This window comes from Rahnella sp. AA (assembly GCF_002834385.1).
GTDB lineage: Bacteria > Pseudomonadota > Gammaproteobacteria > Enterobacterales > Enterobacteriaceae > Rahnella.
The window spans coordinates 22,971-49,542 of record NZ_PITQ01000010.1; the positions used below are offsets into that span (position 1 = coordinate 22,971).

25 protein-coding genes are annotated in these 26,572 nt (G+C 51.4%); 17 read left to right on the plus strand and 8 right to left on the minus strand.

From position 1 onward, the window contains the following. Positions 1–269 precede the first annotated feature (269 nt). Complete coding sequence (locus CWS43_RS20775) at positions 270–2,540, minus strand: TonB-dependent siderophore receptor (RefSeq protein ID WP_101079182.1); 2,271 nt, start codon at positions 2,538–2,540, stop codon at positions 270–272. A gap of 246 nt (positions 2,541–2,786) precedes the next feature. Between CWS43_RS20775 and fes the strand changes: the two genes are divergently transcribed. Then, entirely contained in the window at positions 2,787–4,103 is a 1,317-nt protein-coding gene (gene fes / locus CWS43_RS20780) for an enterochelin esterase (protein WP_232777125.1), read from the plus strand. Here fes and CWS43_RS20785 read toward each other — a convergent pair. Genes CWS43_RS20785 through fepB form a run of 4 tightly spaced genes read right to left on the minus strand, consistent with a single transcriptional unit; the run spans position 4,092 to position 7,937 of the window. Further along, positions 4,092–4,895, minus strand: coding sequence for an ATP-binding cassette domain-containing protein (locus CWS43_RS20785; RefSeq protein ID WP_101078987.1), 804 nt, complete (start codon positions 4,893–4,895; stop codon positions 4,092–4,094). The two genes, fes and CWS43_RS20785, sit on opposite strands and share 12 nt — an antisense overlap. Continuing rightward, the gene (gene fepG / locus CWS43_RS20790; protein ID WP_101078988.1) at positions 4,892–5,920 is read right to left on the minus strand and encodes an iron-enterobactin ABC transporter permease; all 1,029 of its coding nucleotides are present in this window, start codon (positions 5,918–5,920) and stop codon (positions 4,892–4,894) included. Before fepG ends, CWS43_RS20785 begins: the two co-directional genes overlap by 4 nt. Before the next feature lie 2 nt (positions 5,921–5,922). Further along, the gene (fepD, locus tag CWS43_RS20795) at positions 5,923–6,957 is read right to left on the minus strand and encodes a Fe(3+)-siderophore ABC transporter permease (protein WP_101078989.1); all 1,035 of its coding nucleotides are present in this window, start codon (positions 6,955–6,957) and stop codon (positions 5,923–5,925) included. Between the two features lie 11 nt (positions 6,958–6,968). Further along, positions 6,969–7,937: a Fe2+-enterobactin ABC transporter substrate-binding protein gene (gene fepB, locus CWS43_RS20800; RefSeq protein ID WP_101078990.1), complete on the minus strand. Its 969-nt coding sequence runs from the start codon at positions 7,935–7,937 to the stop codon at positions 6,969–6,971. 375 nt (positions 7,938–8,312) lie between these two features. On the opposite strand from fepB, the gene CWS43_RS20805 reads away from it, so the two are divergent. From CWS43_RS20805 to chbG, 6 genes are all read left to right on the plus strand, one after another. Next, the gene (locus CWS43_RS20805) at positions 8,313–8,633 is read left to right on the plus strand and encodes a PTS sugar transporter subunit IIB (protein WP_101078991.1); all 321 of its coding nucleotides are present in this window, start codon (positions 8,313–8,315) and stop codon (positions 8,631–8,633) included. A 123-nt stretch (positions 8,634–8,756) separates the two neighbouring features. After that, complete coding sequence (gene chbC / locus CWS43_RS20810) at positions 8,757–10,115, plus strand: PTS N,N'-diacetylchitobiose transporter subunit IIC (RefSeq protein WP_101078992.1); 1,359 nt, start codon at positions 8,757–8,759, stop codon at positions 10,113–10,115. Positions 10,116–10,177: 62 nt separating this feature from the next. Further along, a complete protein-coding gene (gene chbA, locus CWS43_RS20815; RefSeq protein ID WP_101078993.1) occupies positions 10,178–10,525 on the plus strand; it encodes a PTS N,N'-diacetylchitobiose transporter subunit IIA in 348 nt (115 codons plus the stop codon). A 14-nt stretch (positions 10,526–10,539) separates the two neighbouring features. Further along, on the plus strand, positions 10,540–11,376 hold the full coding sequence (gene chbR, locus CWS43_RS20820) for a transcriptional regulator ChbR (RefSeq protein WP_101078994.1): 837 nt from the start codon (positions 10,540–10,542) through the stop codon (positions 11,374–11,376). A gap of 78 nt (positions 11,377–11,454) precedes the next feature. Further along, a complete protein-coding gene (locus tag CWS43_RS20825; RefSeq protein WP_101078995.1) occupies positions 11,455–12,798 on the plus strand; it encodes a 6-phospho-beta-glucosidase in 1,344 nt (447 codons plus the stop codon). A 47-nt stretch (positions 12,799–12,845) separates the two neighbouring features. Further along, positions 12,846–13,607 carry a chitin disaccharide deacetylase gene (gene chbG, locus CWS43_RS20830; RefSeq protein WP_101078996.1) on the plus strand — a complete coding sequence of 254 codons (762 nt, stop codon included), beginning with the start codon at positions 12,846–12,848 and terminating at the stop codon, positions 13,605–13,607. A 139-nt stretch (positions 13,608–13,746) separates the two neighbouring features. Here the strand turns inward: chbG and CWS43_RS20835 are convergent, their stop codons facing one another. Next, positions 13,747–14,538: a helix-turn-helix domain-containing protein gene (locus CWS43_RS20835; protein WP_232777127.1), complete on the minus strand. Its 792-nt coding sequence runs from the start codon at positions 14,536–14,538 to the stop codon at positions 13,747–13,749. A gap of 397 nt (positions 14,539–14,935) precedes the next feature. Between CWS43_RS20835 and CWS43_RS20840 the strand changes: the two genes are divergently transcribed. The 4 genes from CWS43_RS20840 to cfa are packed head-to-tail and all read left to right on the plus strand — an operon-like array spanning position 14,936 to position 17,386. Continuing rightward, positions 14,936–15,355: a hypothetical protein gene (locus CWS43_RS20840; RefSeq protein WP_101078997.1), complete on the plus strand. Its 420-nt coding sequence runs from the start codon at positions 14,936–14,938 to the stop codon at positions 15,353–15,355. 43 nt (positions 15,356–15,398) lie between these two features. After that, the gene (locus CWS43_RS20845; RefSeq protein ID WP_101078998.1) at positions 15,399–15,830 is read left to right on the plus strand and encodes a PACE efflux transporter; all 432 of its coding nucleotides are present in this window, start codon (positions 15,399–15,401) and stop codon (positions 15,828–15,830) included. 36 nt (positions 15,831–15,866) lie between these two features. Continuing rightward, a complete protein-coding gene (locus tag CWS43_RS20850; RefSeq protein WP_101078999.1) occupies positions 15,867–16,211 on the plus strand; it encodes a hypothetical protein in 345 nt (114 codons plus the stop codon). A gap of 32 nt (positions 16,212–16,243) precedes the next feature. Further along, positions 16,244–17,386, plus strand: coding sequence for a cyclopropane fatty acyl phospholipid synthase (gene cfa / locus CWS43_RS20855; RefSeq protein WP_101079000.1), 1,143 nt, complete (start codon positions 16,244–16,246; stop codon positions 17,384–17,386). Between the two features lie 138 nt (positions 17,387–17,524). Here the strand turns inward: cfa and CWS43_RS20860 are convergent, their stop codons facing one another. Next, positions 17,525–18,445, minus strand: coding sequence for a LysR family transcriptional regulator (locus tag CWS43_RS20860; protein ID WP_101079001.1), 921 nt, complete (start codon positions 18,443–18,445; stop codon positions 17,525–17,527). Between the two features lie 119 nt (positions 18,446–18,564). On the opposite strand from CWS43_RS20860, the gene CWS43_RS20865 reads away from it, so the two are divergent. From CWS43_RS20865 to CWS43_RS20890, 6 genes are all read left to right on the plus strand, one after another. Beyond that, the gene (locus CWS43_RS20865; RefSeq protein ID WP_101079002.1) at positions 18,565–19,536 is read left to right on the plus strand and encodes a transporter substrate-binding domain-containing protein; all 972 of its coding nucleotides are present in this window, start codon (positions 18,565–18,567) and stop codon (positions 19,534–19,536) included. A gap of 80 nt (positions 19,537–19,616) precedes the next feature. Then, positions 19,617–20,510 (plus strand): L-isoleucine 3(1)-dioxygenase, encoded by an 894-nt coding sequence (gene hilA / locus CWS43_RS20870; RefSeq protein ID WP_101079003.1) that lies wholly within the window; start codon positions 19,617–19,619, stop codon positions 20,508–20,510. Positions 20,511–20,572: 62 nt separating this feature from the next. Continuing rightward, complete coding sequence (hilB, locus tag CWS43_RS20875; protein WP_101079005.1) at positions 20,573–21,304, plus strand: 3(1)-hydroxy-L-isoleucine 4-dioxygenase HilB; 732 nt, start codon at positions 20,573–20,575, stop codon at positions 21,302–21,304. Beyond that, positions 21,301–22,032, plus strand: coding sequence for an SDR family NAD(P)-dependent oxidoreductase (locus CWS43_RS20880; protein WP_101079007.1), 732 nt, complete (start codon positions 21,301–21,303; stop codon positions 22,030–22,032). Before hilB ends, CWS43_RS20880 begins: the two co-directional genes overlap by 4 nt. Positions 22,033–22,077: 45 nt before the next feature. Continuing rightward, complete coding sequence (locus tag CWS43_RS20885) at positions 22,078–23,334, plus strand: acetyl-CoA carboxylase biotin carboxylase subunit family protein (protein ID WP_101079010.1); 1,257 nt, start codon at positions 22,078–22,080, stop codon at positions 23,332–23,334. 62 nt (positions 23,335–23,396) lie between these two features. Then, the gene (locus CWS43_RS20890) at positions 23,397–24,635 is read left to right on the plus strand and encodes an MFS transporter (RefSeq protein ID WP_101079012.1); all 1,239 of its coding nucleotides are present in this window, start codon (positions 23,397–23,399) and stop codon (positions 24,633–24,635) included. 58 nt (positions 24,636–24,693) lie between these two features. On the opposite strand, the gene CWS43_RS20895 is transcribed toward CWS43_RS20890, so the two are convergent. After that, positions 24,694–26,565 (minus strand): amidohydrolase, encoded by a 1,872-nt coding sequence (locus CWS43_RS20895; protein WP_101079013.1) that lies wholly within the window; start codon positions 26,563–26,565, stop codon positions 24,694–24,696. Between the last annotated feature and the right edge of the window lie 7 nt (positions 26,566–26,572).

Sequence of the window (26,572 nt, forward strand, 5' to 3'; positions counted from 1 at the left end):
TAATAAGTATGGATTTTCAAGGGTAACAGAACGTAAATCCTGTAATGACATACGACCCCGAATATCTGACGACGCCAGTTGCTCCACCCCATTCATTATTAAATGATATGACTCCAGCTAAGTTCATTCGATGTCTTCAGAACGACGGAGACCTCGGGTCTGGCACTTCACTGGCTCTGGTCAGGGTCAATGGAAATGATTATGGTTGGGAACCTGTAACCAGTAAAAATCCCGGCCCTGTTGCCGGGATTTTACTTAGTTGCTAAGGCTTAGAAGTGCGTGTTCAGGCTCATGTAGAAAGTCCGGCCCGGTTCGTTGTAGGTTGCTGCACCCGCGCCGTACATATAGGCATTGGTGGTGGCGTTACCCACGGTCTGGGCATTACCGGCGCGGAACTGGCGCTTGTCGAACACGTTATCAATACCGGCAGTCACGCTGACATTTTTAGTCGCAACGTAGGTGCCGCTCAGGCCAACCACGGAATACGGGCTGACTTCACGGGTTTCGCTGCCGGTAACGGCTTCACCCTTGTAGTTGTATTTCTTCGGCTTCTGACGGCCATACCAGGTCAGGGTGGACTGCACGGAGAAATCTTCCGTTGCCTGCCAGCTCAGCGTGGAGTTGATTGTAAATTTAGGGATGATCGACAGATAATCGCCGGTCTCTTTGTTTTTACTTTCAATCATGTAAGTCCCGTTGTTATTCCAGGAAATGGTACTGCTGACCGGAATATTCAACGTACCTTCCAGACCCTGAACGACGGCTTTTGGAACGTTTTCCCACTTATAAACGTCGGTAGTCCCTGTCGTCGATGTGCCGGTTGGCAGATAACCCGCTTCAATTTTATTGCGATAATCGTTACGGAAGTACGTCACGCCCGCCTGATAGCCGTTGCGGTGGAATTCCAGACCGATCTCTTTGTTGATGCTGGTTTCCGCATCGAGATCTTTATTCCCCAGCAAATAACAGCCACCAGAACTGGCCGCGCAACCCTGGCCTTTACTGTAAAGCACATAGTTTGGGTTGGTCTGATACAGGCTTGGTGCTTTATAGGCGCGTGCGATCCCCATTTTCAGCGTGAAATCATCGCCCAGTTCCTGAGACAGGTTCAGGGAAGGACTCCAGTTATTGCCGACAATAGAATGATGATCGAAACGAAGGCCCGGAACCAGCATCGTGCTGTCGGTCAGCTCGATATTATCTTCCGCAAACAGCGAGAAGATTTCCGCCTGTGAGTAGGGACTGCGGCCGGTGCTGTCCACGCCCGCAATCGCGCCGCCGAGCATTGACTGAACGTTGGAAGACGGATCTTTCATCTTCTGCTGGTTCCATTCGGTGCCGAACGTAGCGGTTTGCGGTACGCCTAAATCAAACGGAATGCTGACTTCGCTGTGCGCGAGAATGTCGCCCAGCGCGATGGTGTTGAAGCTGTCGTCAGAGAAAATCCCCTCGGTGCCGCCCGCCAGGCCTTCATCCATGCGTGAGTTACGGGTTTTTTCGTACTGCACATAGTTGGTGGTGGAAACGCCATTGTCCCAGGCGCCTTTATACGTCAGGGCGTAGGACTGGCGGTAAATACGGTTAGTTTCTTTGCCGTACATACTTTTAACCAGCGCACTGGTATTGGTATTTTGCGTGTCACCGGCGTACAGGTTGCCCTGGCGGCTGTTGGACACTTCAAACTCCAGCGACTGCATGCGGGCGAAATCCCAGTGCAGCATGGCGTCGATATTTTTATCGATCACGCCTTCGCGACCTGCCGGAACGGTGTCGGCGTAAGTACCGGTACGTTCGGACTGATGGCCTTCGTTGATATTCTGCGCATCAGCCTGCGTTTTGCTGTAGCCACCAAACAGACGGAAACTGAACTGATCGCTGAGCGGGCCGGAGAGGCTGAAATCGGTGCGTTTTGTCGAGCCTTCGTCTTTATGCTGCGGCGCGTTCATATAGGTATTCCATGAACCGTGCCACTCGTTGGTGTCTTTTTTGGTGATGATGTTCACCACGCCACCTGCTGCGCCGTTGCCATAACGTGCCGCGGCCGGACCACGGATCACTTCAATACGGTCAATCATATCTGGCGGAACCCAGCTGGTATCACCGCGGGTATCACGCTCGCCGCGCCAACCCTGACGCACGGAGTTACGGCTGTTGACCGGTAGACCGTCGATCAGAATCAGGGTGTTTTCCGGCCCCATGCCACGGATATCGATCTGGCGGTTGTTGCCGCGCTGGCCGCTGGTGGAGTTACCGGTCAGGTTGACGCCAGGCATGGTACGGATCAGTTCGTTGATGTCGCGTGCTGGTGGACGTTTTTGAATTTCGTCAGACGTAATGGTGGAAACACCCGGTGCCTGAAGGTTTTGCTGTGCGGCGGTGACAACCAGTGTGTCCTCGGCCTTTTTCGGCGTTTCGGCCGCTGCTGTACCGGTTTCTGTTGCCGTTGTTGCGGTAGTTTCTGCTGCGCCGGCTGGCAAGGTGAGCGCTGATCCCAGCCCGATTAAGGTTGCCAGAGAATAATGTGGTAGCCTGCTTTTCATGTTGGATTCTGCCCTGAATTCCATCCTTTCCTGAAAAATATCGAGATTGAACAGGAGGATGGCCTGTTGTGTGTGTAATTTTTATTGACCCGTGTTACGGGCGGTAACACACTATTGCAAATGAAAACAATTATCAATGCGATTGGCATTCTTAATTTGTAGGGATTGTGTAAAGCGCCATACCGGGAATGTTTTTTCTTGTCTGTCAAAAGGCTGTAAAACGTAAAAATGATGAAATCTCAGCATATGGAAAAGCGCACGGCCCAGGCCATGTTATTGAACTCGCAGGCGGGGAGTGGTGTGTGGTGGAATGAAATTTCCACGCGGGGAACGCCGTGGACAGAACCTTCGCGCGACGGATTTTGCCGCGTGACTTTTTTCTGGCGGGATCCGCAGGGCAGCGAGGAAACGTCGCAAACTCAGCGGGTATGGATCAACATCAACGGCATCACCGACCACCATCAGTCATCGCCTCCGCAGAGCCTGGCGCGGCTGGCCGGGACGGATGTCTGGCACTGGCAGACAGAATTGCGTGCGGACTGGCGCGGGAGCTACAGCCTGATCCCGCGTACTGAAACCGGCGCTGAATTTCCGCAAAATAACGGTGATTATCAAAGCATGCTTGCCGCGCGGGAATGGTGGAAAAACCTCTTCCGCCACGCGACGCACGATCCGCTGAATCCGCATCGCCCGTGGCCCGGTGCAAAATCCCACGCGTTGTCCGGCCTGCATATGCCGGACGCGTTGCCACAACCCGCCTGGGCAGAGTTTGATCTCCATGGCCCGAAAGCGCCGCAAGCTCCGGCGGCGTTACAAACATTCCGCTGGAAAAGTGCGCGTCTGGGGAATATGCGAAACGTCTGGGTGTTTACCACCGGCGAAGGCCATGAGCCTGCTTCGCGCCCGCTGGCTATCCTGCTCGACGGCCAGTTTTGGGCTAAACAAATGCCCGTCTGGCAGCCACTGATGCAGCTCACGCGCGAAGGGGCGCTGCCCGACGCGGTCTATGTGCTGATCGATGTTATTGATATTCAAAGCCGCAGCCGTGAACTGACTTGCAATCCGGAGTTCTGGCTGGCGGTGCAGGACGAGTTATTGCCGCAGGTAAAAAAACTGGCTGCGCATAGCGATAACGCGCAAAAAACGGTGGTGGCGGGGCAGAGTTTTGGTGGTCTTTCTTCGCTGTACGCCGGTTTGCACTGGCCCGAACATTTTGGGTGCGTGCTCAGTCAGTCGGGGTCTTTCTGGTGGCCGCGCCGTAATCGTCACCAAGCCAGTGATGATCAGCAAGAAGTGGAAAGCATCCTGTCGCAGGTTGAAAAAGGGCTGGGGGAACGCAGCCATTTGAAAATCTTTATGGAAGCCGGCAGAAACGAAAAGCTGATTTATGAGGTGAACAACCAGATGGAGGCGCTGCTGAAACCGACCCCCAATCAGGTGCGTTACCGCGTGCTGGAAGGCGGGCACGACGCGCTGTGGTGGCGCGGTGGTTTACTCGACGGCCTGTGCAGTCTGTGGGATGAGACGCAGTGGGCCGCCGGAAATCCTCTGTCAAACGGCTAAATTGCCGAGCGGAATAATTAACGGCGTATGTGACACCGGGCAGTCGATGATTGAGCAGCGCAATCCGAAAACCTGCTCAATGAGTTCCGGCGTTACGATATCGGCAGGCGCGCCTTCTGCGAGGATTTTACCGTCGCGCATGGCGATAAGATTTCCGGCGTAGCGGCAAGCCTGATTCAGATCGTGCAACACGACGACCAGCGTCTGGCCATTTTCCTGATTCAGGCGACACATCAACTCCATCAAATCAATCTGATGAGCGATATCCAGCCAGGTTGTTGGTTCGTCTAAAAGCAGCAGCGGCGTTTGCTGCGCCAGTACCATGGCAATCCACACCCGTTGCCGCTGACCGCCGGACAGCGAATTCACCGTACTTTCCGCCAGTTCATAAACACCGGTTGCGCGCATCGCATCATCGACGGCCTGCGTGTCCTGCGCATTCCAGCGGCTGAACAGATTTTGATGTGGATAGCGCCCGCGACCGACCAGATCGGCCACCGTGATATCGCCGGGCGCGGTCGAACTTTGCGGTAATAAACCCAGCCGTTTCGCCACGTCTTTCGTGCCGTAATCGCCAATCAGTTTCCCGTCGAGAAACACCGTGCCGGACTGCGGCTGCATCAGGCGGCTCAGCGTACGTAATAACGTCGATTTACCGCAGGCGTTTGGCCCGATAATGACCGTCAGTTTTCCCTCCGGAATCGATACCGATAAATCCTGCGCCACGACTTTCTTGTCGTAACCGAGAGTCAGGTTTTGCGCATACAGCGGTGAAAAATGTTCAGACTTCATGTGCGGCGGGACTCCCGGATGAGTAAACCAATCAGATAAATACCGCCGAGACTGACGGTGAGCACGCCGACGGGCAGCTGATAAGGCAGGAAGAGACGCTGCGCCGCGACGTCTGCGGCGAGCAGCAGAAGTGCGCCGGTCAGTGCGGCAAAAAATAAAGCGTGCTGCTGGCTGGCGCACAGGCGGCGGGAAATCTGCGGTGCCACCAGCGCGATAAAGGAAATGGGCCCGGCCAGCGCCGTCGCAGCGGCGGTTAATGCCACGCCCGCCAGCATCAACAGCAGGCGTGAACGTTCCACCGGGACACCCAGCGCGCACGCGGTATCGTCGCCCATTTCCAGCAAATGCATCCGTGCGCAAAGCAGGCGCGCGAGGAACAACGCTGCGACAATCAGGGCGATCACCGGCAGGCTTTTTTCCCACGTAATGCCGTTGAGCGAACCCGCATTCCATAACCCTGCGGTGAGCGCAGATTCCAGCGACGCGTTGATAATCAGCCAGGTATTGCCCGCAATCAGCAGCGCACGCACGCCGATACCGACAATAATCAGGCGGAAGGTTTCGACGCCCTGGCGCCACGCCAGTGCATAGACCAGCAGCGCACTCAGGATGCCTCCGGCCATCGCGCCGATCATGGTTTCACCCGCGCTGGCGTTGAACAGCACGATGGCCAGCAAAACACCGCTGTAGGCGCCGGTGTTAAAACCGATGACATCCGGGCTACCCAGCGGATTGCGCAGAAGTGACTGGAAAATTGCGCCGCTGACGCCCAGCGCAGCGCCAATGATCAGCGCCATCACCACGCGCGGCAGGCGCCACTGAATCACAATGATGTGCAGATTTTTCGGACCGTCGCCGAGCAGGGCGCTGACGACCTGGGCCGGTTTCAGCGCCAGCGCGCCGCTGCCCAGCGCAAATATCGCCAGTAAGAAAATGCATAAAACTAACGCCACCGCTGTAAGGAATGGTCGAGAAATTGGCGTGTTTTTTTTCAGCGTGCGGGGTTCAGGTAATATCTGGCTCATGGTTAACCTCTGCGCAAGCCGCCGGGGCGGCGAACCAGAAAAATAAGCACCGGCGCGCCGATAAAGGCGACGACGACAGAAACCCGCAGCTCACCCGCCACCAGAAGACGTCCGGCGATATCCGCCGCAAGCAACAGCGTCGGCGTCAGCACCAGCGTCCACGGCAACAGCCAGCGGGGGTCGGCACGGCATATCCAGCGCGCCATATGCGGCACCATCAGGCCCACAAAGGCGATGGGGCCGACGGCCGCTGTCGCGCTGCCGCATAACAGCGTGATGGCCAGTAATCCCAGCAGCTGAGTTGTAATGATTTTAGTGCCCAGCGCGGTCGCCAGTTCGCTGCCCATAGTCAGGTTATTCAGGGAACGGGTCATCAGCAAACTGAGGAAAACAGCGAAAAGGATCGGCGGCGTGACGGTGCGGATCACCGCCATGTTGCGGATATCCAGCGAACCGGCCTGCCAGAAGCGCAGCTGATCGTAAACCTGCGGATTCAGCAGGGAAATCCCCGATGAAATGCCTTCCAGAACCGCCGCCAGCGCAACGCCCGCCAGCGTGAGACGAACGGGATCGAGCCTCCCGCGACCGAGTGCGCCAATCATCGCGACCAGCAGCGTCGCCGATAAGGCCCCGGCAAACGAGAACCACAGATAACCACTGACGTCGGTGGCACCGAAAAAGGCAATCCCGAGAACGACCGCGAACCCCGCACCGGCGTTAACACCGAGAATTCCCGGATCGGCCAGCGGATTGCGGGTGAGGATTTGCATCAGCGCGCCCGATAATCCCAGCGCCATTCCCGCCAGCAAACCGGCCAGCGTTCTCGGCAACCTGGCGTCGGTGACGATCACGCAGTCCGCACCAGTGCAGTGTCCGTTGAGTGCGGAGATCACCGTGCCGGGCGAAAGGGATTTTGCGCCCAACAACAGGCTCAGCGCCATCATCAGAACCAACAGCAGTACGGCCAGCAGCAATCCTGCGGCCTGTCGCGAAAACTGCCCCGGAGATGAAACGCGGGGCGCGGAAAGAGAGTCCATAAGAGGGCGCATCAGCGGGGAGCGAACAGGGTTTCAAGCTGCGACAGCATATTGCTGGCACTGTAATAATCCAGCCTGAAGGTGTCATCGCCCAGCGCATAAACACGTTTGCCTTCTACCGCAGGCAATTTCGCCAGGAACGGATTGGCCAGCAAGCGCCCGGCATCGGTTTTGTTGGCGGAGAACAGCAGCAGCGTCTGGCCGTTCAGCGCGTCAGGCATCTTTTCGCCGGAAAGCTGAATAATGTCACGACGTTTACCCTGGCTCAGACTGGCTGCAATGTTTAAAGGCACTAAAGCCAGTTTAAACCCTAACTCTTGCAGCAACTGACCCTGCGGCGAGGCGGGGGTCCAGAGATTTGCCGTTTTACCATCTGTGCTGTAAACCAGCGCAGAAACGGGCTGCGGTGGCAGTTTCATGGTTTTTTTCAATGCGGTTTCGCGCGCTTCAAACCGCGCGACCACGGCTGTGGCATCGGCTTCCTTTCCCGTGGCCTGGCCTAATTCCTTCGCCAGCGCCTGCCAGCTTTTGTCGTCATAATTGACCACCATGACCGGTGCAATCGCGGAGAGCTGATCATAGAGTTTGAGGGCGGAATCACCGCCGGTGGCAGCAATAATAATTAAGTCTGGAGCCTGACCGGCAATGGTTTCAGCATTCGGCTCGCCGATATACAAGCGTTCAACGCCGCGCTGTTTCGCGACATCTCCCCACTGGCGGAAGAAGCCCTGCTGATCGGCAAATCGGCTGTTTGGCCCGGAAGCCCCGCTGGCAATCACAGGCGCGTTGATGGCCAGTAATGTCCCTGTGACCGTCACGCTGGTGGAGACAATTCGCTGAGGAGGTTGCTGCAATGTGAGGATACCGTGAGACGTTTTGATCTCACGAGGCCAGCCTTCGGCAAAGGCATGAGTGGTGAAAATTAGTGATAAAAACAGCCCGGCTATCCCTGCAAAAATGCGAAAAACTGCGCTACCCATTGGATCCATTCCCTAATTTTTAATGTTAATGGTTCTCATTATTATATTTGGAAGCGGCGGGGTCAATCATGGTAAGGGGAGACTGAAGGTATTACCCGGAGACCCGAAGCTGCCTTTAGGTTTGGTCCGGCGTCAGCGGGTCTTATTTATTTGCACGAATTATTTGCCTAAAACGTGAAGGGAGTCATGGGCGATGGTCAAGGAGAGACAATTTCTATAAGTACGGAATTATCCCTTCCGGAAGCGATGCCGTATACTTCACTTAAGCAAAAAACAATTAACAATCTCTTTTTATCTGCTGAAATTAGCTCATAACAGTTAAAGAAAGATCTGTTGTCGGACCTGCGCTCTATAGGGGATACGAGGGTTTTCATTATGGAAAAAAAAGTCATTTATTTGTTTTGTTCCGCCGGAATGTCCACTTCTCTGCTGGTTTCTAAAATGAAGGTTCAGGCCGAGAAATATGAGGTGCCTGTCATTATTGAAGCATTCCCTGAAACCCTGGCCGCTGAAAAAGGCAGCGCAGCAGATGTCATCCTTCTCGGGCCACAAATTGGCTACATGCTGGAAGAAATTAAGAAAGTATTGCCGGGAAAACCGGTTGAAGTGATTGATTCCGTCCTCTACGGAAAAATTGATGGGTTGGGTGTATTGAAGGCAGCGGTTGCTGCGATCAAAAAAGCAGCAAATCAGTAATTTTAAATATTGTACCAATTTTAAATTAGCAGTTTTTAAGCATTTTTAAGTCAAAGAGAACTCCAGTCAAAGAGCGAATTTCATACCCTGGCCGCCGAAAGGCGGCATTAAAGGAAAATGCCAATGAGCAAAGCCATTGATTCACTTGAAAAGATACTTCTCCCGTTTGCGGTAAAAATAGGTAAGCAGCCCCACATTAATGCGATTAAAAATGGTTTTATCAAATTAATGCCGCTGACCCTGGCGGGCGCCATGTTCGTTTTAATTAATAACGTATTTCTGAACTTTGGTGCCGGTTCCTTCTTTTATTCTCTGGGCGTCCGTTTAGACCCGTCAACGATTGAAACATTGGCCGGATTAAAAACCATCGGCATAAATGTTTATAACGGTACGCTGGGGATCATGTCGCTGATGGCACCGTTCTTTATCGGTATGGCATTAGCGGAAGAGCGAAAAGTGGATTCGCTTTCTGCGGGCTTATTAGCCGTTGCTGCATTTATGACTGTGACCCCTTATAGCGTCGGGGAAGCCTATGCTGTGGGCGCTAACTGGCTAGGCGGCGCGAATATTATTTCGGGTATGATTATCGGGTTGGTTGTCGCCGAAATGTTCACGTTTATTATCCGCAAAAATTGGGTTATTACATTACCCGCGAGTGTGCCGTCTTCGGTCTCCCGCTCATTCTCAGCATTAATTCCAGGCTTTATTATTTTGCTCGTGTTCGGGATTATTTCCTGGATCCTGGGATTATATGGCAACAACTTCCACCAGATTATTATGGATTCCATTTCCAAGCCTCTGGCAGCAATGGGAAGTGTTGTCGGCTGGGCGTATGTGATTTTCAACTCCCTGCTGTGGTTCTTTGGTGTGCATGGTTCTCTGGCGCTGACCGCGCTGGACAACGGCATCATGACGCCATGGGCACTGGAAAATATCGCCCTTTATACCGAATACGGCTCAGTGAGTGCGGCGATTGATGCTGGAAAAACCTTCCACTTCTGGGCAAAACCGATGCTGGATTCCTACATCCTGCTGGGTGGGTCAGGAGCAACGCTCGGGCTTATCATCGCCATCTTTATCGCGTCACGCCGTGCAGATCACCGTCAAGTTGCCAAGCTGGCGCTGCCGTCAGGTATCTTCCAGATTAACGAACCGATTCTGTTTGGCCTGCCAATTATCATGAACCCGGTGATGTTCATCCCGTTCGTGCTGGTTCAGCCGATTCTTGCCGCCATTACGCTTGCGGCTTACTCCCTGGGTATCATTCCGCCGGTGACCAACCTGGCACCGTGGACGATGCCGACCGGATTAGGCGCGTTCTTTAACAGTAACGGCAGCATTGCGGCGTTGCTGGTTGCCTTGTTCAACCTGGGTATCGCCACGCTGGTTTACATGCCGTTTGTGATTCTATCCAACAAGGCTCAGGCGATTATTGAAGAAGAAGAAAGCGAAGAAGACATTGCTGCTGCACTGAAATTCTAATCTGACCTGAAGGCGGGACGAAGATTGTCCCGCTTTCAGCGGACTTTCAAGGAGAGATAAACATGTTTGATTTAGACAACATCGAAGATACCGAAACTGAATTGCAGGATCTGGAAGAAGTCGTGATGGGGTTAATCATCAACTCCGGACAGGCACGCAGCCTGGCGTATGCCGCGCTGAAAAAAGCCAAAGCGGGTGATTTTGAGGAAGCCACCGCGTTAATGGCACAATCGCGCCTGGCGTTGAACGAAGCGCATCTGGTGCAGACCAAATTGATTGAAGATGATCAGGGTGAAGGGAAAACCAAAGTCAGCCTGGTACTGGTGCACGCACAGGATCATCTGATGACGTCGATGTTGGCCCGTGAACTTATTGCAGAACTCATTGAGCTTCATGAAAAAATAAAATAACGTAGGGATCCAGGATGCAGCCACAGGTATTGAGCATGGAAATCAAGACAGCGCGCGAGAATCAACTCTTCGACGGTCAAAATTTCCACATGTTCATCTACAACAAGGTAGAGAGTATTTCCGGGCTGCATGAGCATGATTACTACGAATTTACCGTGGTGCTGACGGGGCGGTATTACCAGAATATCAACGGGAAAAGGGTGTTGCTGGAACGCGGAGACTTCGTTTTTATCCCTCTGGGCTCAAATCATCAAAGCTTTTATGAGTTCGGCGCGACAAGAATATTGAATGTAGGCATCAGCAAAGCTTTTTTTGAACAGCATTACTTGTCCCTGTTACCTGCACAGTTTATTGCCTCGCAGGTTTATAAAATAAACCACGAATTTCTGAATTATATTGAATCCGTGACCGCGTCTCTTAATTTTCGCAACGGCGAATTTAATGAATTCCTTGAAATGGTGACATTTTATATCGTTAACCGTTTGCACCATCACCGTGAATCGGAAGTGACAACCGATACTCCGGTCTGGCTGAAGGCGACGGTTGAAAAAATGCATGACAAATCGCGTTTTGGGGATAAAGCCTTATTACATATGGTGCAGTTATCCGGTAAGTCACAGGAATATCTGACCCGCGAAACACAACGACATTACGGCAAGACGCCGATGCAGATCATTAATGAAATTCGTATTGATTTTGCGAAGAAGCAGCTGGAAATTACAAATTACTCCATAACCGATATTGCTTTCGAATCCGGTTATAGCAGCCCGAGTATGTTTATTAAGAATTTCAAAAAGCTGACTTCTTTCACACCAAATCACTACAGGAAACAATTATTCAGTATTGACTAAATATCTATTATTTATATTGATAGTTTATATTAATCGTCTTTTAAATTTACAGTGCATTATTATTGCACGGGAGCTCTTATGCGTAAAAAACTGAAAGTGGTCACTATTGGTGGCGGAAGTAGTTATACACCGGAATTACTTGAAGGTTTTATTAAGCGTTACGATGAATTACCCATTACCGAATTGTGGCTGGTCGATGTGGAAGGCGGAAAAAGCAAACAGGACATTATTTACGATCTGTGCGTGCGGATGGTTGAGCGCGCGGGTGTGTCAATCGAAATACACAAAACGCTGGATCGCCGCGAAGCGCTGGCTGGTGCAGATTTCGTCACAACGCAGTTGCGCGTCGGGCAATTAAAGGCGCGTGAACTGGATGAACGTATTCCGCTGAGCCACGGTTATCTGGGTCAGGAAACTAACGGCGCAGGAGGGTTATTCAAAGGGTTACGCACAATCCCGGTGATTTTTGACATCATTAAAGATGTCGAAGAAATCTGCCCCGATGCCTGGGTGATTAACTTCACCAATCCGGCGGGCATGGTGACAGAAGCGGTATTCCGCCACACCCAATTCAAAAAATTCATCGGTGTCTGCAATATTCCTGTTGGCATGAAGATGTTTATTCAGGATGTGCTGAAACTGTCAGCAGAAGACGATTTGTCGATCGACCTCTTTGGCCTGAACCACATGGTGTTCATCAAAGACGTGCTGGTTAACGGTGAATCCCGTTTTGCGGAACTGCTCGACGGCGTGGCGTCCGGCACACTGACAGCCGGTTCGGTGAAAAATATCTTTGATTTGCCATTCAGCGAAGGGCTGATCCGTTCGCTGAATCTGCTGCCATGCTCGTATCTGCTGTATTACTTCAAGCAGAAAGAGATGCTGGCGATTGAAATGGGCGAATTCTACAAGGGCGGAGCGCGCGCAACTGTGGTGCAGAAAGTCGAGAAACAACTCTTCGACCTGTACAAAAACCCGGAGCTGAACGTTAAACCGAAAGAACTGGAACTGCGCGGCGGCGCGTATTATTCCGACGCGGCCTGTGAAGTGATCAGCGCGATTTACAACGACAAGCAGACCGAGCAGTACGTCAACTTCCCGCATAACGGCCATATTGATAATATTCCGGCTGACTGGGCGGTGGAAATGACCTGCACAATTGGCCGGGACGGCGCGAAGCCGCATCCGCGTGTCACGCATTTTGACGATAAAGTGCTCGGCCTGATCTACACCATTAAAGGCTTCGAAATCGCGGCCAGCGAGGCGGCGCTGAGTGGAAAACTCAATGACGTCCTGCTGGCGCTGAACCTCAGCCCGCTGATCCATTCCGATATGGATGCCGAGAAACTGGCGCGAGAAATGTTGCTCGCCCACGAAGCGCTGTTGCCGAATTTTGCCGATACCATTGCCGCGCTGAAATAATCCGCCGCCCTCCTGTAAAAAGGAGGGCACGCTAAAAAGGGACGCTTATGGATAAATTACTGATTGTGAATGCCGACGATTTCGGGCTGTGTAAAGCGCAGAACTACGGGATTATCGACGCATTCAGCAATGGCGTTGTGACGTCCACCACGGCGATGATGAATATGCCGACCATCGGGCACGCCGCGGCGCTGAGCACGGCAAATCCGGGGCTGGCCGTCGGGATGCATTTTGTCCTGACGCTGGGAAAACCGCTTTCGCCGATGCCTGGTCTGGTGCGCGAAAACGGTAAACTGGGGAAATGGATCTGGGAAATGGCGGAGCAGGGCAGACTGCCGCTTGATGAAATTAAGCAGGAACTGAATGCCCAGTTTGCCCGGTTTGTGGAACTGTTTGGCCGTCTTCCCACACATATCGATAGCCATCATCACGTGCATCTGCTTGCGCCGGTTTTCCCGATTGTAGAGGCTTTTGCAAAAGAACAGGGCGTGGCGATTCGTATTGACCGCGATGAAATCAGGAAAGGGGCGCTTATTCTGCGCGGCGCGCAAAGCACCCAGGGTTTCGACAGTACTTTCTACGGTGAGGCAATTTCAGAAGCGCTGTTTCTGAATACGCTCGATCAGGCCACCGCACGGGGCGATGAATCGCTGGAAATCATGTGCCATCCTTCATTTATTGATCACACGATCCTGGCGAGCAAATATTGCTATCCACGACTGGCCGAGCTGGATGTTCTGACATCCGCATCGCTGAAACAGGCGATTGAAGAACGCGGATTCCGGTTGGGGACGTTTAAGGATTTATAAGTTTTTGCAGCAAACTCTCCATTATTTACGGCTCCCTGATGTTTGTCGGAAACGGCAGGGCGGGGAGCTGCTCACCTTTTTATTTCATGCGCATCTGTTATGGCATTCGGGCAAACATGCTATCGGCGGGTATCGGGCATTACACGGAGTATTCCGTGGGAGGAACGCCCAAAACACTTTTGAATGAATAGCTGAAGGCTGCTGTACTGGAGTACCCCATTTCGAGCGCTATGGTCGTGACGCTTTTATTTTGTTTAAGCATGATAACAGACTCAAAAATCCGCATTTTCTGCTTCCAGAGACTAAACGATAATCCGGTTTCCTTTTTGAACTTTCTGGAAAAGTTCCGGGTTGACATGCCCACTTTGGCTGACCAGTTGTCAATGAAATGTTCTGAACCGGGCGACTCCAATATTGCACGGCACATTTCATTTAACGCCGGGCTTTGCGGCCAGGGAAGGACAAAATCTACTTGCGGTAAACTAAAAATAATATCCAGCAGGACACTGACCAGTTTCCCGTCCTTTCCATGCACATCGTATAACTCCGGAATTGTTTCGGACGCATAATGTATCAGTTCTTTTGCAACGTCACTGATCGTCACGGCTTTACACATGGTGATGGTTTCGTCTACGAAATCTGTTTCGATATCCAAACTTTCAAGGAATACATCGTCCATGGCCCACACAGTGTGCTCCATATAAGCAGGTATCCAGATGCCATAATGCGCAGGGACAATCCAGCAATTATCTGCAGTCTCGAGACGCATATTTCCATTTCGGGCACAGTGGAATTGTGCAAATTCATGAGTATGGGGCAAGACGCCCGTATTCGATTTAATTAAATAGGAGCGAAAATGAACAGTGCGGCGCTCCGTGGGCATTGGGTAGTCCTGTGATGAAACCCAATTTCTTTTCGCTGAGGCTTTCATTGACAATTCCCCGAGAACATTCTGCATAGACTTCTTATCGATAAATTTTGTCCTGTCATGATAAGACATTTACGACTTTTATAGATAATAATAATTCCCATGAATTGTTGCGAGCGAGGGCGTTCTCGTTTGCAGTGGATCATACAAGATATTGATTCAACGGGTTAGTTTTTTAAAGACATTTCCTTCACCACTCAGCAGGCAAGACATGTCCCGGAGCCAATCAGGATGGATAGCCTTCTACAGAAGGCCGATATTCAGATCTCGGGAGCTTGCCGCGTTGATATCAGAATAGAGGATCCTGGCTTTAGAAAACGTTTTTTCTGCAAGGACTTTTTGGGGTAGGTAAGGCTTTACCCGTACGCAGTAATTTCATTTTTATTAAATCAGAGAAATTATGAAACATACTTTATTGCTGTCTTCTGTCATTATTACCGCAATGACTTTATCCGGTTGCTCAAGTTATAACTCACTCGAATTAAGCCAACAACAGGTACATTCTTCCTCGACCTCAGCTGATTATACCTATTATAAGATTGAACCGCCTTTATACGACGGTGATGTCGTGCAATATTCATTGCGTGACGGGAGTCGCGGCACACTCACCATTAAAAGGACAACACCACAAACATTAATGGGTGACGATGGACATGTGATTAATTTATCCGAACTCGTTTCACTTAAGCGAAAGGAAATATCTAAAGGGAAAACCGCCGCGGCAGTAGGTACCGGTGCTGCCGCCACGGTGGTTGTGGTGGCGGCTGTCGTTGGGTTAGCGTTTGGCGCTGGCATGATTGCGATGTTATCAGCAAGTTGATGTATTAATAGAAATCGATTTTTGTCATTTGAGGCGCAGTGAAATGAAAATGGAATTGAATAAGAGTACGCTGGAAAGGATTTTCCATGCTGTCCTTTTCGAAGTCCTTGGGAATGTTGTCATAGCCATTTTCCTCGCCTACAGCCTGAAGGTTTCGTTGATACAGTCCGGAACGTTATCATTCATTTCCGCCCTAACTGCAACGGTCTGGAATTACGTATTTAATAAGGTTTTTGATGAGATTCAGAAACGGTTTCAGTTCGAGAGAAACTTTCCGATAAGAGTTTTACATGCCGTCATTTTTGAAGCCGTGCTTATTCTCTTACTCACACCAGTCGCTATGTTTTTACTTGAGTTAACAATAGCCGAAGCGTTTTTTGTTGAAATAGGACTCATATTTATTTTCTTACCTTACACGTTAATATTTAACTGGTCCTATGACTACCTGCGTTGGAAGTTTGTTGCGGGTGAGTAGATTAATGATTTTAATTACATTAATAAGGTGACGAATATGAATGCTGTAGATTTGCTAAGGTTCAAAGCCAGTTCCCTGGAAAGTAAGGGGCTTTTGCGAAGGGCGATAGCAGTCTGGCAGGATATTTCAATGGATCCAAAGCTAAATAAACACGAAAGAGACCAGGCGTTGCATAGTCTGAATCGTCTTACAGACGCTATTCAACAAAAAACAAATGCCGAGAAGAAAAAATTAAAATCCCATGCAGACAGGCATAAAAATGTCGAATCAGATAAAGAAAAAATTATGCAGCTTTATCAACAGGGATTGACGACAAATGAAATACAGCAGATAACACAGCGATCCAGGGACTTTATTTATAACTGCAAAAAGAAATCATAATTTTTACGGGATTTTATTCAAAAGGCACGTCAATGAAAAAAAATATGATCTTACCTAAGGATTATAACGAATGGCAGAGAATCTGTCGTGAACTCCTCAGCGACGCAGGGGTCGGGATTGATGGTGGAGAGAAGTATGATATTCATGTCAAAAACCCCAAATTTTATAAGCGTGTTTTAAAAAGAGGTTCGCTGGCGTTGGGTGAAAGTTACATGGACGGGTGGTGGGACTGTGCCCGGCTGGATGTGTTTTTTACCCGAATTATTCGTGCAGATTTGCAATCCCGCGTACCGGATAACCTGAAAGATATCATCAGAGTTGCCGGGGCCCGGTTCATAAATTTTCAATCTAAAAAAGGAGCCCTGAAAGTCGGTAAAGAACACTACGATCTCGGCAATGACCTTTTCTGTCTGATGCTTGATCCCTGGATGCAATACTCTTGTGGTTACTGGCGGAACGCTGATAATTTATTTCAGGCACAGCAAAATAAACTTAAATTGATTTGTGAGAAGTTGAAATTAGAAGAAGGGATGACCCTGCTGGATATTGGCTGTGGTTGGGGAGGGCTTGCGTCATATGCTGCTGAACATTACGGTGTAAAAGTTACGGGGATTACGATTTCAGCAGAACAACAAAAAATGGCGCAGGTGCGCTGTGCAAGTTTTGATGTCGAAATTCTGCTCCAGGATTACAGGGAAATTGACAGGCAATTTGACCGCATCGTTTCTGTCGGAATGTTTGAGCATGTAGGGCCTAAAAATTATGCGACTTACTTCGATGTGGTGAATAAAAATCTGAAACCAGAAGGGATTTTCTTATTGCACACTATTGGCGCTAACAAAACAGAGGTCAACGTCGATCCCTGGATTAATAAGTATATTTTCCCTAACGGGTGCCTGCCTTCTCTTGCGCATATTGCCTCGGCCAGTGAACGATATTTTGTTATTGAAGATGTGCATAATTTCGGTTCAGATTATGACAAAACGCTTATGGCATGGAATGAACGATTTCTTGCGTCCTGGACGCATATCGAAGGAAATTATTCAGAAAGGTTTAAAAGGATGTTTACCTATTATTTGAATTCATGTGCAGGCGCTTTCAGATCTCGTGATATTCAGCTCTGGCAGGTTGTCTTTACAAGGGGGATAGAAGGTGGTTTGAACGTTCCCCGTTAATATAAAGTTAAACGTTCTGGGTTGAAACCGACAGCTTGCTACATGTCAGTTGCAGCTTAACGGCTACCGATCAACCCAGTCTGCAATATTATCTGTAAGCTTAATATTTGCCACCGCGACAAACGCATTGAATCTGCCCTAAATCCGTCCTTCCGCTCTAATCCATTGCATAAAATCATCGATGAATACCCGCGTTTTAAGCGGGAGGAGTTTATTGGGCAGGGTGATCGCATAGGTATTGCGCGGCAGAGGGTTCTCCACACGCCAGTCAGGCAACACGCGGCGCAATTTACCGTTAGCGATATACCGGTTGGCGATAAAGGTAGGGATCAGCGCAATGCCGACACCCTGCAGAATGGCGTCGATCATTGCGTCGCTGTTATTGATCATCAATCGTGGAACCAGCGTGACACTTTCCATGATTTCATTGTGCCAAAAACGCCACGCGCCGCGAAATTGCCGTTCGTCAGGGAAAAAAATGTTGTGTTTGATGAGTCCGGCGGGGAAATCCGGCAGCACTTCGTCGTAATCCGCAGCACAAACCAATACATAATCGATAGGCATCAGGGCACGGGCCACCATGTTCTCCGGCGGGCTTTCGGTCACACGCAGTGCCAGGTCGTAGGTTTCTTGCGTCAGATTGGTTACCCGATCGGTCAACGACAGTTCTACGTTGATCTCCGGGTAGCGGCGTAAAAACGCGGGAAGAAAAGGAGTAAGCAGGATTTTCCCCAGCGTATTCGGTGCGGTGATACGCAAAATGCCCTGGGGTACATCACTGAAACTATCCGCCTGTGAGAAAAGTGCCTGTGTGGCGGACATGACCGCCAGCGCCTGTTGGTAAATTTCCAGCCCGGCCTCGGTAGCGGTAACAGAACGGGTCGAGCGGGTAAATAACACCACATTGAGACGTTTTTCCAACCGGTCAATCATCCGGCTCACCGATGAGGGCGCAAGCGAGGCCTCCCGTCCTGCCGAAGAAAAGCTTCCTTTTTCAACCACCTGAATAAATACAGACAAACTGGGCAGCAGTTCGGCTAACTCACTTGTGTTTTTCACGCATAGCTCTTTTGTTTCTGGGATATCTAGCCAAATTAACATCAAGCCGTATGATGTTCAACAGAGGTATCACCTGGTGCAAATAGACCATAATAATCAATTTATTTAATAGGTTAGCTATGCCAAACCAAACGGTAATTGAAATGATCCGCCAGCGCGATGTGCTAAATGTTGGCGTTAGTCTGGGTTTTAAAGGGCTGTCGTTTCGTAATTCAATCAAGAATTGCTGGGAAGGGTTCGACATTGATTTAGCACGGGCAGTCGCGGTGGCGGTGTTTGGTGACGTCGGAAAAATCCATTATATGCCGTTGCAGTCCGGCGACCGTTTCCGGGCACTGCGCGATGGAGTGGTAGATCTCGGTTCGTTTAATTCGAGTATTACCTTCCAGCGTGAGGCGGGATCGGAAGTCAGTTTTGTTCATCCGATGCTGTTTGACGGCGAAGTACTGATGACGCCAGCCAGTAATTTGCTCGAGCCGGTAGAACAGGTCAGTTATGCCCGTAAGCGCCGGATAGCCGCTATGCGGGGTTCAACCACAGAAGAGAATCTAAAGCGTTACTTTGGAAATCTAAATCTGTCCTGCGAAATCAGTCTGTTCGATTCGCCGGCTCAGGCACGTCAGGCTTATCAGCACGGTGAATGCAATATTTACTGTCTTGACTCCTATTTGCTGGCCGGTGAACGTGCCCAGCTAAAGGATAAAGAGGCGCACATTATCTTGCAGGATAGAATTTCTCTGGAAACCATGTCACCGGCGGTTTCATCACATGATCCGCAGTGGCTGAAAGCGGTGACCTGGATCATGCGTGCGCTGATAGAAGCAGAAAATTTGCAGGTCAGCAGCAAAAATATCCGTGAAATGAGCCATGAGGCGACGGGTTATCTGAATACTTTCCTGTATCCGTCAGAACAGAGTTGCCAAAATCTGGGCCTGCGCCCTGATTTTATTCGCGAGATTATCCAGCAGGTGGGTAATTATGGCGAAATATTCCAGCGTAATTTAGGTAAATACTCAGAACTGAATCAGGCGCGGCGGGATAATAATTTATGGTCTCAGGGTGGAATGCTGTATTCGCCTTTATTTATATGATGCCTGATTTTTACCCAGATTTAGTTTTGTCTATTAATTTTCGTGCAATTCTCCTTTAAATATTCTTTGGCAGGAACATTATGAGTGAATTATTGGCTGAAAAACAGCAAGAGAAAATATTGTCTGGCTCAGTAAAAAAGAACTTCGGTTATTTGGAAACGAAATCCGATAGTGTAGATTTCAGTGTGATCAAAAATATTATTCTGCACGGTCATCATCAGGGTAATGTTTTGTATGTTATTCGTAATCATGCTAATAAAAAGATCTGCCAGGATGTGTCTGAAAACTTTAATCAGATGGTGACTAACAACGGGGGCGGAAACCGTGCTGATGACGGTTTTGTCCTCACCAATCAGATTGGCGCCACGCAGTTCTCACGCAATGGCGAGCAATATATGGCAGAAGTAAATCGGGTGAATGGCAGCCTCGCCGAACTGCTGGCAGGGACCGACAGCTATGCCACAGAATCCCTGTTCCTCAACCGCAGGCTGGAAGAGCTATTCCTTGAGGAAGGCATCCATTTTGGACCGGCGCGTTATAAGAATTCTTATGCTTGTTTTGCCACTTTCCGCCGCTGGCTGGATAACGGTGTCATGTCATTGATGCCGCATGAAGACCGCGCCCAGCTTAAATGTGCGCTTGAGGATCATTTCGAAATTGCCGATGCGATGACAGTAACCGCTTTCAATGTGTGCCTGGAAGCGGCGCAGGGCGGCGGCGAACTGAAAATGTGGAACCTCGACCCGGACGAACCCTGTCGCGCCCGCTTTGGTGTGACGGACACCGGTTACCCGTATCCCCCACATCTGCTACAGGGCGTAGAGTCATTTTCAGTGCAACTGAATGCCGGAGATATTTACTTTATGAATGCCTGTCATTTGCACGGTGTCAGCAGTGTGAGCCAGGGAAGCCGTCTTACGGCCGGTCGTTTTATTGGCAGACTTAATAATAGCAAAGTGGTGTATTGGACATAACCGGAATGAATTAACAACGGCAATTTATGCTCCCTTTATTCTGAATTAATAACGAGTCTGATATGGAATATATTAATCATCTTGCCGCCGAGGGATATGCTTTTATTCCCGGTGGTTATTACCAGACATTGTCTGAAGTAAATTGCGGCAATAAAGACATTTTCCTTTCCGATCTGGAACAATTAAAGCTGGCGTACGGGAACCTGACGCTGGATCCTTATTCTCCGGGTAACCGTTGGCGCGGCTATGCGCAATGCCGCCGCAATGCGAAGGGGGAACTTTCTTTTGGTCATTTCAGAGAATATAAGCAAACCAAAAAATATAATCCGGACACCGGCGGTATCGTTCGCCATTACCCTTTGCTGCCGGAAAATATCACTGCTAACCGCCTGATGCAGGCAATTTTGCAAGACGATATTGCTTTTGTTGAAGCCTATGAGCGCATCGGGTCGCTGGAGGAACTGACCGTCGGCATTCATCTTTTCCGCTACGAGGCACAGTTCGATGCGCCCGCGTACAGCTCACCCGTGTGGTTACATAAAGATGATGAAAACGTGGTGTTTGTTCATCTGATCCATGCCTCCGCCAACATGCTGGGTGGTGACAATCTGATTGCGCCGAACCCAAAAAACATTGAACGCGTGCTGCGTCTGGAGACGTTGTTCGACACGCTGGTGGTGAATCACGACAAATACCATGCCGTGACGCCAGTGGGTTGCCGCGAGCCAGGAGAGACTGCCGCGCGCGACATCATCCTGGTTACGTTCCAGCGTAATGAGGAGGAGGCGGCATGAGCCTGAACCATAAAGCTTTCATCACTGGCGCATCCAGTGGAATCGGCCGGTCAATGGTGGCGGCTTATCTGGCAGCCGGTTATGTGGTCGAGGGTATTGACTGTGCCCCGTCCGTTTTCGCCGATGAACCTGATTACTCTCATCATCAGCTGGATATTACCGATTCCGTGCGCCTTGATAGCCTGTTTGAAACGGCAGAGTACGCCAGCGGTAACAACGTTTTAATCAACTGTGCCGGCACCCGCGAAATCTGCCGGATTGATGATTTATCGCTGTCACTGTGGGAAAGAGTTTTTGCCGTCAACGTCACCGCCAGCTTCGTTGCCGGGCGCGCCTTCTGCCAGCAGCTGGTTCGCCATAACTTGCCGGGCAATGCCGTCAATATCGCCTCGGTATCCGGGCTGATGGGCGAGCCGGATCGCACAGCCTATGTCTCTTCAAAACACGCCGTGATCGGCCTGACTAAACAGCTGGCGCTTGAATACGGCAAGCATCAAATCCGGGTGAATGCCATTGCGCCCGGGGTGATCCGCACGCCGCTGACTGAACCCTATTACGACAACCCGGCGCAGATGGAGAAGATTCAACGCGGTCAGTATCTGCCTGTGCTGGGTGAAACTCAGGATGTGACACACGCGGCTATGTATCTCACCTCCCCTGAGGCGCGGTTTGTTACAGGTTCCACACTGGTTATCGATGGCGGCTGGACGATTGGTAAAGAACTTTAATCCGATGGCCAGTCACGGCCACTATTGACTTGCAGGAGTTTTATCATGAACAACACCTATATTCTGATCCTGGGCGGTGAATTCGCTTTACGTGAACGTGTACTGGCCGGTGCCCTGCGGGCTTCAGGCGGCATGCGGGTACTCACCATGGCAAAAAATCGCACCACCCCGACTATCAAGTTTTTCGACGGTTTTCTGCCGGGCGATGTCGCAGATGCAGAGGCCGTGCTGCGCGCTGTACAGGCTCATCAGTACCAGACCGGAGAAGCCCCCGCGGCGGTTATCCCGATGAACGATTTCACCGTACGCGCCGCCAGCCTGCTGAACGAGCATTACCAGTTGCACGGTAATGACAGCCAGACCATCACCAACTGCCGTGACAAATTTGTCATGAAGCAGATCCTGCAAGCCGCGGGCCTGCCGGTGCCTCGCTTCGCCGCATTCAGGACCTTAAATGAACTTAAAAAACTGATCGCAGAGATCGGCCTGCCGGTGGTGATTAAACCGCGTGAAATGGCGGGCAGCCTGGGCGTATTAAAAATCAGCCATGAAGATGAAATCGAAAAAGTTTTCGGCAACTGCGTGACTGATGTTATTTCCCTGAACGGTGAATCGTTCGCACCAGAAGATCTCTTCCAGGTTGAAGAATATATCCCGGCATGGCAGGAAGTCAGCGTTGAGGTGATCAACCAGGGCGACTATCACCGGGCGATGGCCGTAACCGACAAATACCTGGGTGAAGAGCCGAATTTTGTCGAAGTGGGGCACAGTATGCCGTCGCGGCACAGTGACAATAAGCAACTGCGTGACATCGCCGAGCGCGCCTGCCATGCACTGGGGATCCGCTACGGCGTGGCGCACTTTGAAGCGCGAATCACCCCTGCGGGTGAAATCAAAATTATTGAAGTGGGCGCACGCACCGGTGGCGATACCATCATGGATTTAGTGGAAAGAACCTACGGGATCAATCCCTATGAACTGCACGTGCTCAGCCATCTGAACAAACTTAAACCTCTCCCTGACACCCTGAAATCTCGTGGTCTGAGCGCCGTCGCTTTTATTAAAGCCGACGAAGGCGTGATTGAGAAAGTCACCTTGCCCGCCAGCCTGCCAGACCACGTGGTGAATATGCAGATCACGGCTAAGCCGCTGGATACGTCGAAAAAGCTGGTGTCATGGAAAACCCGTGAAGGTTCGGTGGAGTATTTCTGGCCACAGCGCGCTGCAGAAGAGGGCTTTGATGAACATTTAACGATTGCCGATCAGTACGCGTGCTCGATATTTACGCTTCGTCAGGCCTGATATTAACCGGGCCACCGCGTTTGTGCGGGTGGCCCCTGAACTCCTTTAAGGATAGTGATGATATGAACAGTGATCGTTTTGGATTAAAACGCTTCGTCTTTTCCCGCTTTGCCGGGTCACTGTGCGATCAGTTTCTGCTGTTTGCTGTTCCGCTGGCGATTTTGAAAGCCACCGGGTCGCTGACATTTTCTTCGCTGGCATTCGTGATTGAATGGTTGCCGCGTATTCTGTTCTTTCCGCTGTCGGGTTTTCTGGCTGACCGTATCAAACCCCGCTTTATCTTTTTCAACGTTGAAGCAGGACGTTCTGTGCTGATGGTGGTGGCCTTCCTGACCCTGACTTTTCACCCCAGCGCCACATTCCCGGTGCTGGCCGTCACGATGGCACTGCTGTCGGTCGCCTATGTTCTGAATTTTGTGGCTACCGAGGCGCTGTTGCCGCGCCATATTCCGGCAGAAACCTTGCCGAAAGCGCATTCAATGTTGCAAGGCGTTGACCAGATTACGCAGGTGCTCGGGCCTGCGCTGGCGGTGGCCATTTCTGTGTACGGTGGCGTCGGGGCAATTTTAGCCTGTGCAGCCGTGCTGTTTGCCATCTCGGCGATCAACTATCTGTTCCTCGAAACGCATGATCTGGTCGTTGCGGAGAAGATGAGTTTTCGCTCAATTGTCGAATCTAACCGCACGGCGATTCAGGTACTTAAGCAGAATAAAATCCTGCTTCATCTGTGTGCGCTGACCTGGGTGGTGAACCTGGTCTACGGTGCGGCGCTGGTGGTGAGTGCGGCGGTGATCCTGAAAGAGTTTCACCTGCCGGAAAGCTATTTTGGCGTATTACAAACCTCAGCCGCGCTGGTCACCATTGTGACGTTTATCTTTGTGCCACGTATTGCCAAACGTTTCGGTCTCTCGACGCTGGGAACGCTGTCATTTTGCGGGATGATTTTGTCTGGCGCGCTGATGTCGGTGTCACTCGATTTCGCGATGTATCTGGTGGGTTACGCGGTACTCATGGCTTTCGACGGTGCATTCAGTGTTTATCTGCGCACCTTACGCAGCCAGATTATTCCGCAGGAGCATCTGGGGAAAACCATGGGGCTGATTGGCCTGATGAATATGTGTTCGGTGCCGGTCAGTGGCCTGGCGGTGACGGCGCTGGCGGGCAGCTTTATGCCGCTGCAAATCATCGCCATTATCCTGGCTTTCGCGCTGGCATTAGGGTTGGTGCTGATCGTCGTCGGTCGCCGCGCTTTTGGCTACCGCAGCTGGTTACCGCCGGTAATTGCGCAGCCGCAGGTGTAAAAAGAGTCACCCCTTACCCGTCAGCCGGGTAAGGGGTGCGTCAGCTAGTACAATTCTATCAGAAAGAGAAGCACGAACATCCCAGCGCGCCCCAGAAGGCGTTGTCATCGGAGACCGGGACGTCGGACCCGCGGGCGATATCGTGGCTGTGTTTATGCACGCCGCAAGGTCCGACGCACTGGTGAGCCTGACGAACCAGCCCGACGCGTGCGGCACCTTGCGGTGGTGCGGAGCGGTAATGCCCCGGCACGGTGGTGACCGGCGACCAGTCCGGCAGAACCGGGATCGCTGGCGGTGAAAGCGGTGAGAATCCCCCTGCGGCGTACACCACTTTGCCATCAACCACCGTCATCACCGACTCAATCCCTTTGATCCGTTCTTCCGGCACGCTGAAGAAATCTTCAGAAAGCACCGCCAGATCCGCCAGTTGACCGGTTTTGATTTGGCCTTTTTTGCCCTGCTCGCTGGAGAACCACGAACTGCCCTGCGTCCACAGCATCAGTGCGGTTTCGCGGTCAATTCTTGCGTCGTCATCGTACATTGCCATTCCGCCGACCGTGCGGCCGGAAACCAGCCAGTAGAGTGCCGTCCACGGGTTATAACTGGCCACGCGGGTGGCATCGGTGCCGAGCCCGACCGGTAAACCGGCGGACAACATTTTCGCCACCGGCGGCGTGTGTTTGGTGGCTTCAAGGCCGTAGCGTTCAGCGAAGTATTCACCCTGGAAGGCCATGCGGTGCTGTACCGCAATCCCGCCGCCCAGCGCTTTGACGCGCTCGATATTACGTTCGGTGATGGTTTCTGCGTGGTCGAAGAACCAGTGCAGGCCGTTGAACGGAATGTCGCTGTTCACTTTTTCAAACACATCCAGCATGCGGCTGATGGATTCGTCATAGGTGGCGTGCAGGCGGAATGGCCAGCGATGCTCGACCAGATGACGCACCACGCGCTCCAGCTCAACTTCGGTACCCGGCGGTAAATCCGGGCGCGGTTGCAGGAAATCTTCAAAATCTGCCGCCGAGAACACCAGCATTTCACCTGCGCCGTTATGGCGGTAGAAATCCGTGCCCTGGCCGGGTTTCAGCATGTCGGTCCACAGTTTGAAATCATCCAGCTCTTGCTGCGGACGCTGGGTAAACAGGTTGTAGGCAATGCGCACGGTCAGCTGATTTTTTTGATGAAGTTCATCAATAATCTGATAATCCTCAGGATAGTTCTGGAAACCGCCGCCCGCGTCGATGGCGCTGGTCAGCCCGAGACGGTTCAGTTCGCGCATAAACTGGCGGGTGGAGTTCACCTGTTGTTCCAGCGGTAGTTTCGGGCCTTTCGCCAGCGTCGAGTACAAAATCATCGCGTTCGGTTTAGCGATCAGCATGCCCGTCGGGTTGCCGTTGCTGTCGCGCTGAATTTCGCCGCCCGGTGGGTTTGGCGTGTCTTTGGTGTAGCCGACCACTTTCAGCGCGGCGCGATTGAGCAGGGCGCGATCATAGAGATGCAGGATGAAAACCGGCGTATCCGGCGCGGCCTGATTGATTTCATCGAGCGTAGGCATGCGGCGTTCGGCAAACTGGAATTCAGTCCAGCCGCCCACGACGCGAACCCACTGCGGGCTTGGTGTGCGCATGGCCTGATCTTTGAGCATCCGCAGCGCATCGGCCAGAGAAGGCACGCCTTCCCAGCGTAATTCCAGATTGTAATTCAGACCGCCACGGATCAGGTGCAGGTGAGAGTCGTTAAGGCCGGGGATCGCCGTATGACCTTGCAAATCGACCACCTGCGTGCCCGCATCGGCGAACTGCATCACTTCATTTTCTGTGCCGACAGCAAGGAATTTGCCGTCTTTAATCGCCACAGCGCTCGCCAGTGGTTTCTCGCGGTCGACCGTGTGGAATTTACCGTTGGTCAGGATCAGGGAAGCAAAACTATTCATTGGAAAA

Coding starts and splice junctions, on each gene's coding strand:
- CWS43_RS20835 (WP_232777127.1), bottom strand. CDS start 14,538: ATGAAAGCCTCAGCGAAAAGAAATTGGGTTTCATCACAGGACTACCCA.
- CWS43_RS20840 (WP_101078997.1), top strand. CDS start 14,936: ATGAAACATACTTTATTGCTGTCTTCTGTCATTATTACCGCAATGACT.
- CWS43_RS20880 (WP_101079007.1), top strand. CDS start 21,301: ATGAGCCTGAACCATAAAGCTTTCATCACTGGCGCATCCAGTGGAATC.
- CWS43_RS20850 (WP_101078999.1), top strand. CDS start 15,867: ATGAATGCTGTAGATTTGCTAAGGTTCAAAGCCAGTTCCCTGGAAAGT.
- fepD (WP_101078989.1), bottom strand. CDS start 6,957: ATGGACTCTCTTTCCGCGCCCCGCGTTTCATCTCCGGGGCAGTTTTCG.
- hilA (WP_101079003.1), top strand. CDS start 19,617: ATGAGTGAATTATTGGCTGAAAAACAGCAAGAGAAAATATTGTCTGGC.
- CWS43_RS20895 (WP_101079013.1), bottom strand. CDS start 26,565: ATGAATAGTTTTGCTTCCCTGATCCTGACCAACGGTAAATTCCACACG.
- fepG (WP_101078988.1), bottom strand. CDS start 5,920: ATGAGCCAGATATTACCTGAACCCCGCACGCTGAAAAAAAACACGCCA.
- hilB (WP_101079005.1), top strand. CDS start 20,573: ATGGAATATATTAATCATCTTGCCGCCGAGGGATATGCTTTTATTCCC.
- CWS43_RS20890 (WP_101079012.1), top strand. CDS start 23,397: ATGAACAGTGATCGTTTTGGATTAAAACGCTTCGTCTTTTCCCGCTTT.
- CWS43_RS20805 (WP_101078991.1), top strand. CDS start 8,313: ATGGAAAAAAAAGTCATTTATTTGTTTTGTTCCGCCGGAATGTCCACT.
- CWS43_RS20825 (WP_101078995.1), top strand. CDS start 11,455: ATGCGTAAAAAACTGAAAGTGGTCACTATTGGTGGCGGAAGTAGTTAT.
- fes (WP_232777125.1), top strand. CDS start 2,787: ATGGAAAAGCGCACGGCCCAGGCCATGTTATTGAACTCGCAGGCGGGG.
- CWS43_RS20845 (WP_101078998.1), top strand. CDS start 15,399: ATGAAAATGGAATTGAATAAGAGTACGCTGGAAAGGATTTTCCATGCT.
- CWS43_RS20885 (WP_101079010.1), top strand. CDS start 22,078: ATGAACAACACCTATATTCTGATCCTGGGCGGTGAATTCGCTTTACGT.
- cfa (WP_101079000.1), top strand. CDS start 16,244: ATGAAAAAAAATATGATCTTACCTAAGGATTATAACGAATGGCAGAGA.
- fepB (WP_101078990.1), bottom strand. CDS start 7,937: ATGGGTAGCGCAGTTTTTCGCATTTTTGCAGGGATAGCCGGGCTGTTT.
- chbA (WP_101078993.1), top strand. CDS start 10,178: ATGTTTGATTTAGACAACATCGAAGATACCGAAACTGAATTGCAGGAT.
- CWS43_RS20785 (WP_101078987.1), bottom strand. CDS start 4,895: ATGAAGTCTGAACATTTTTCACCGCTGTATGCGCAAAACCTGACTCTC.
- chbG (WP_101078996.1), top strand. CDS start 12,846: ATGGATAAATTACTGATTGTGAATGCCGACGATTTCGGGCTGTGTAAA.
- chbR (WP_101078994.1), top strand. CDS start 10,540: ATGCAGCCACAGGTATTGAGCATGGAAATCAAGACAGCGCGCGAGAAT.
- chbC (WP_101078992.1), top strand. CDS start 8,757: ATGAGCAAAGCCATTGATTCACTTGAAAAGATACTTCTCCCGTTTGCG.
- CWS43_RS20865 (WP_101079002.1), top strand. CDS start 18,565: ATGCCAAACCAAACGGTAATTGAAATGATCCGCCAGCGCGATGTGCTA.
- CWS43_RS20775 (WP_101079182.1), bottom strand. CDS start 2,540: ATGAAAAGCAGGCTACCACATTATTCTCTGGCAACCTTAATCGGGCTG.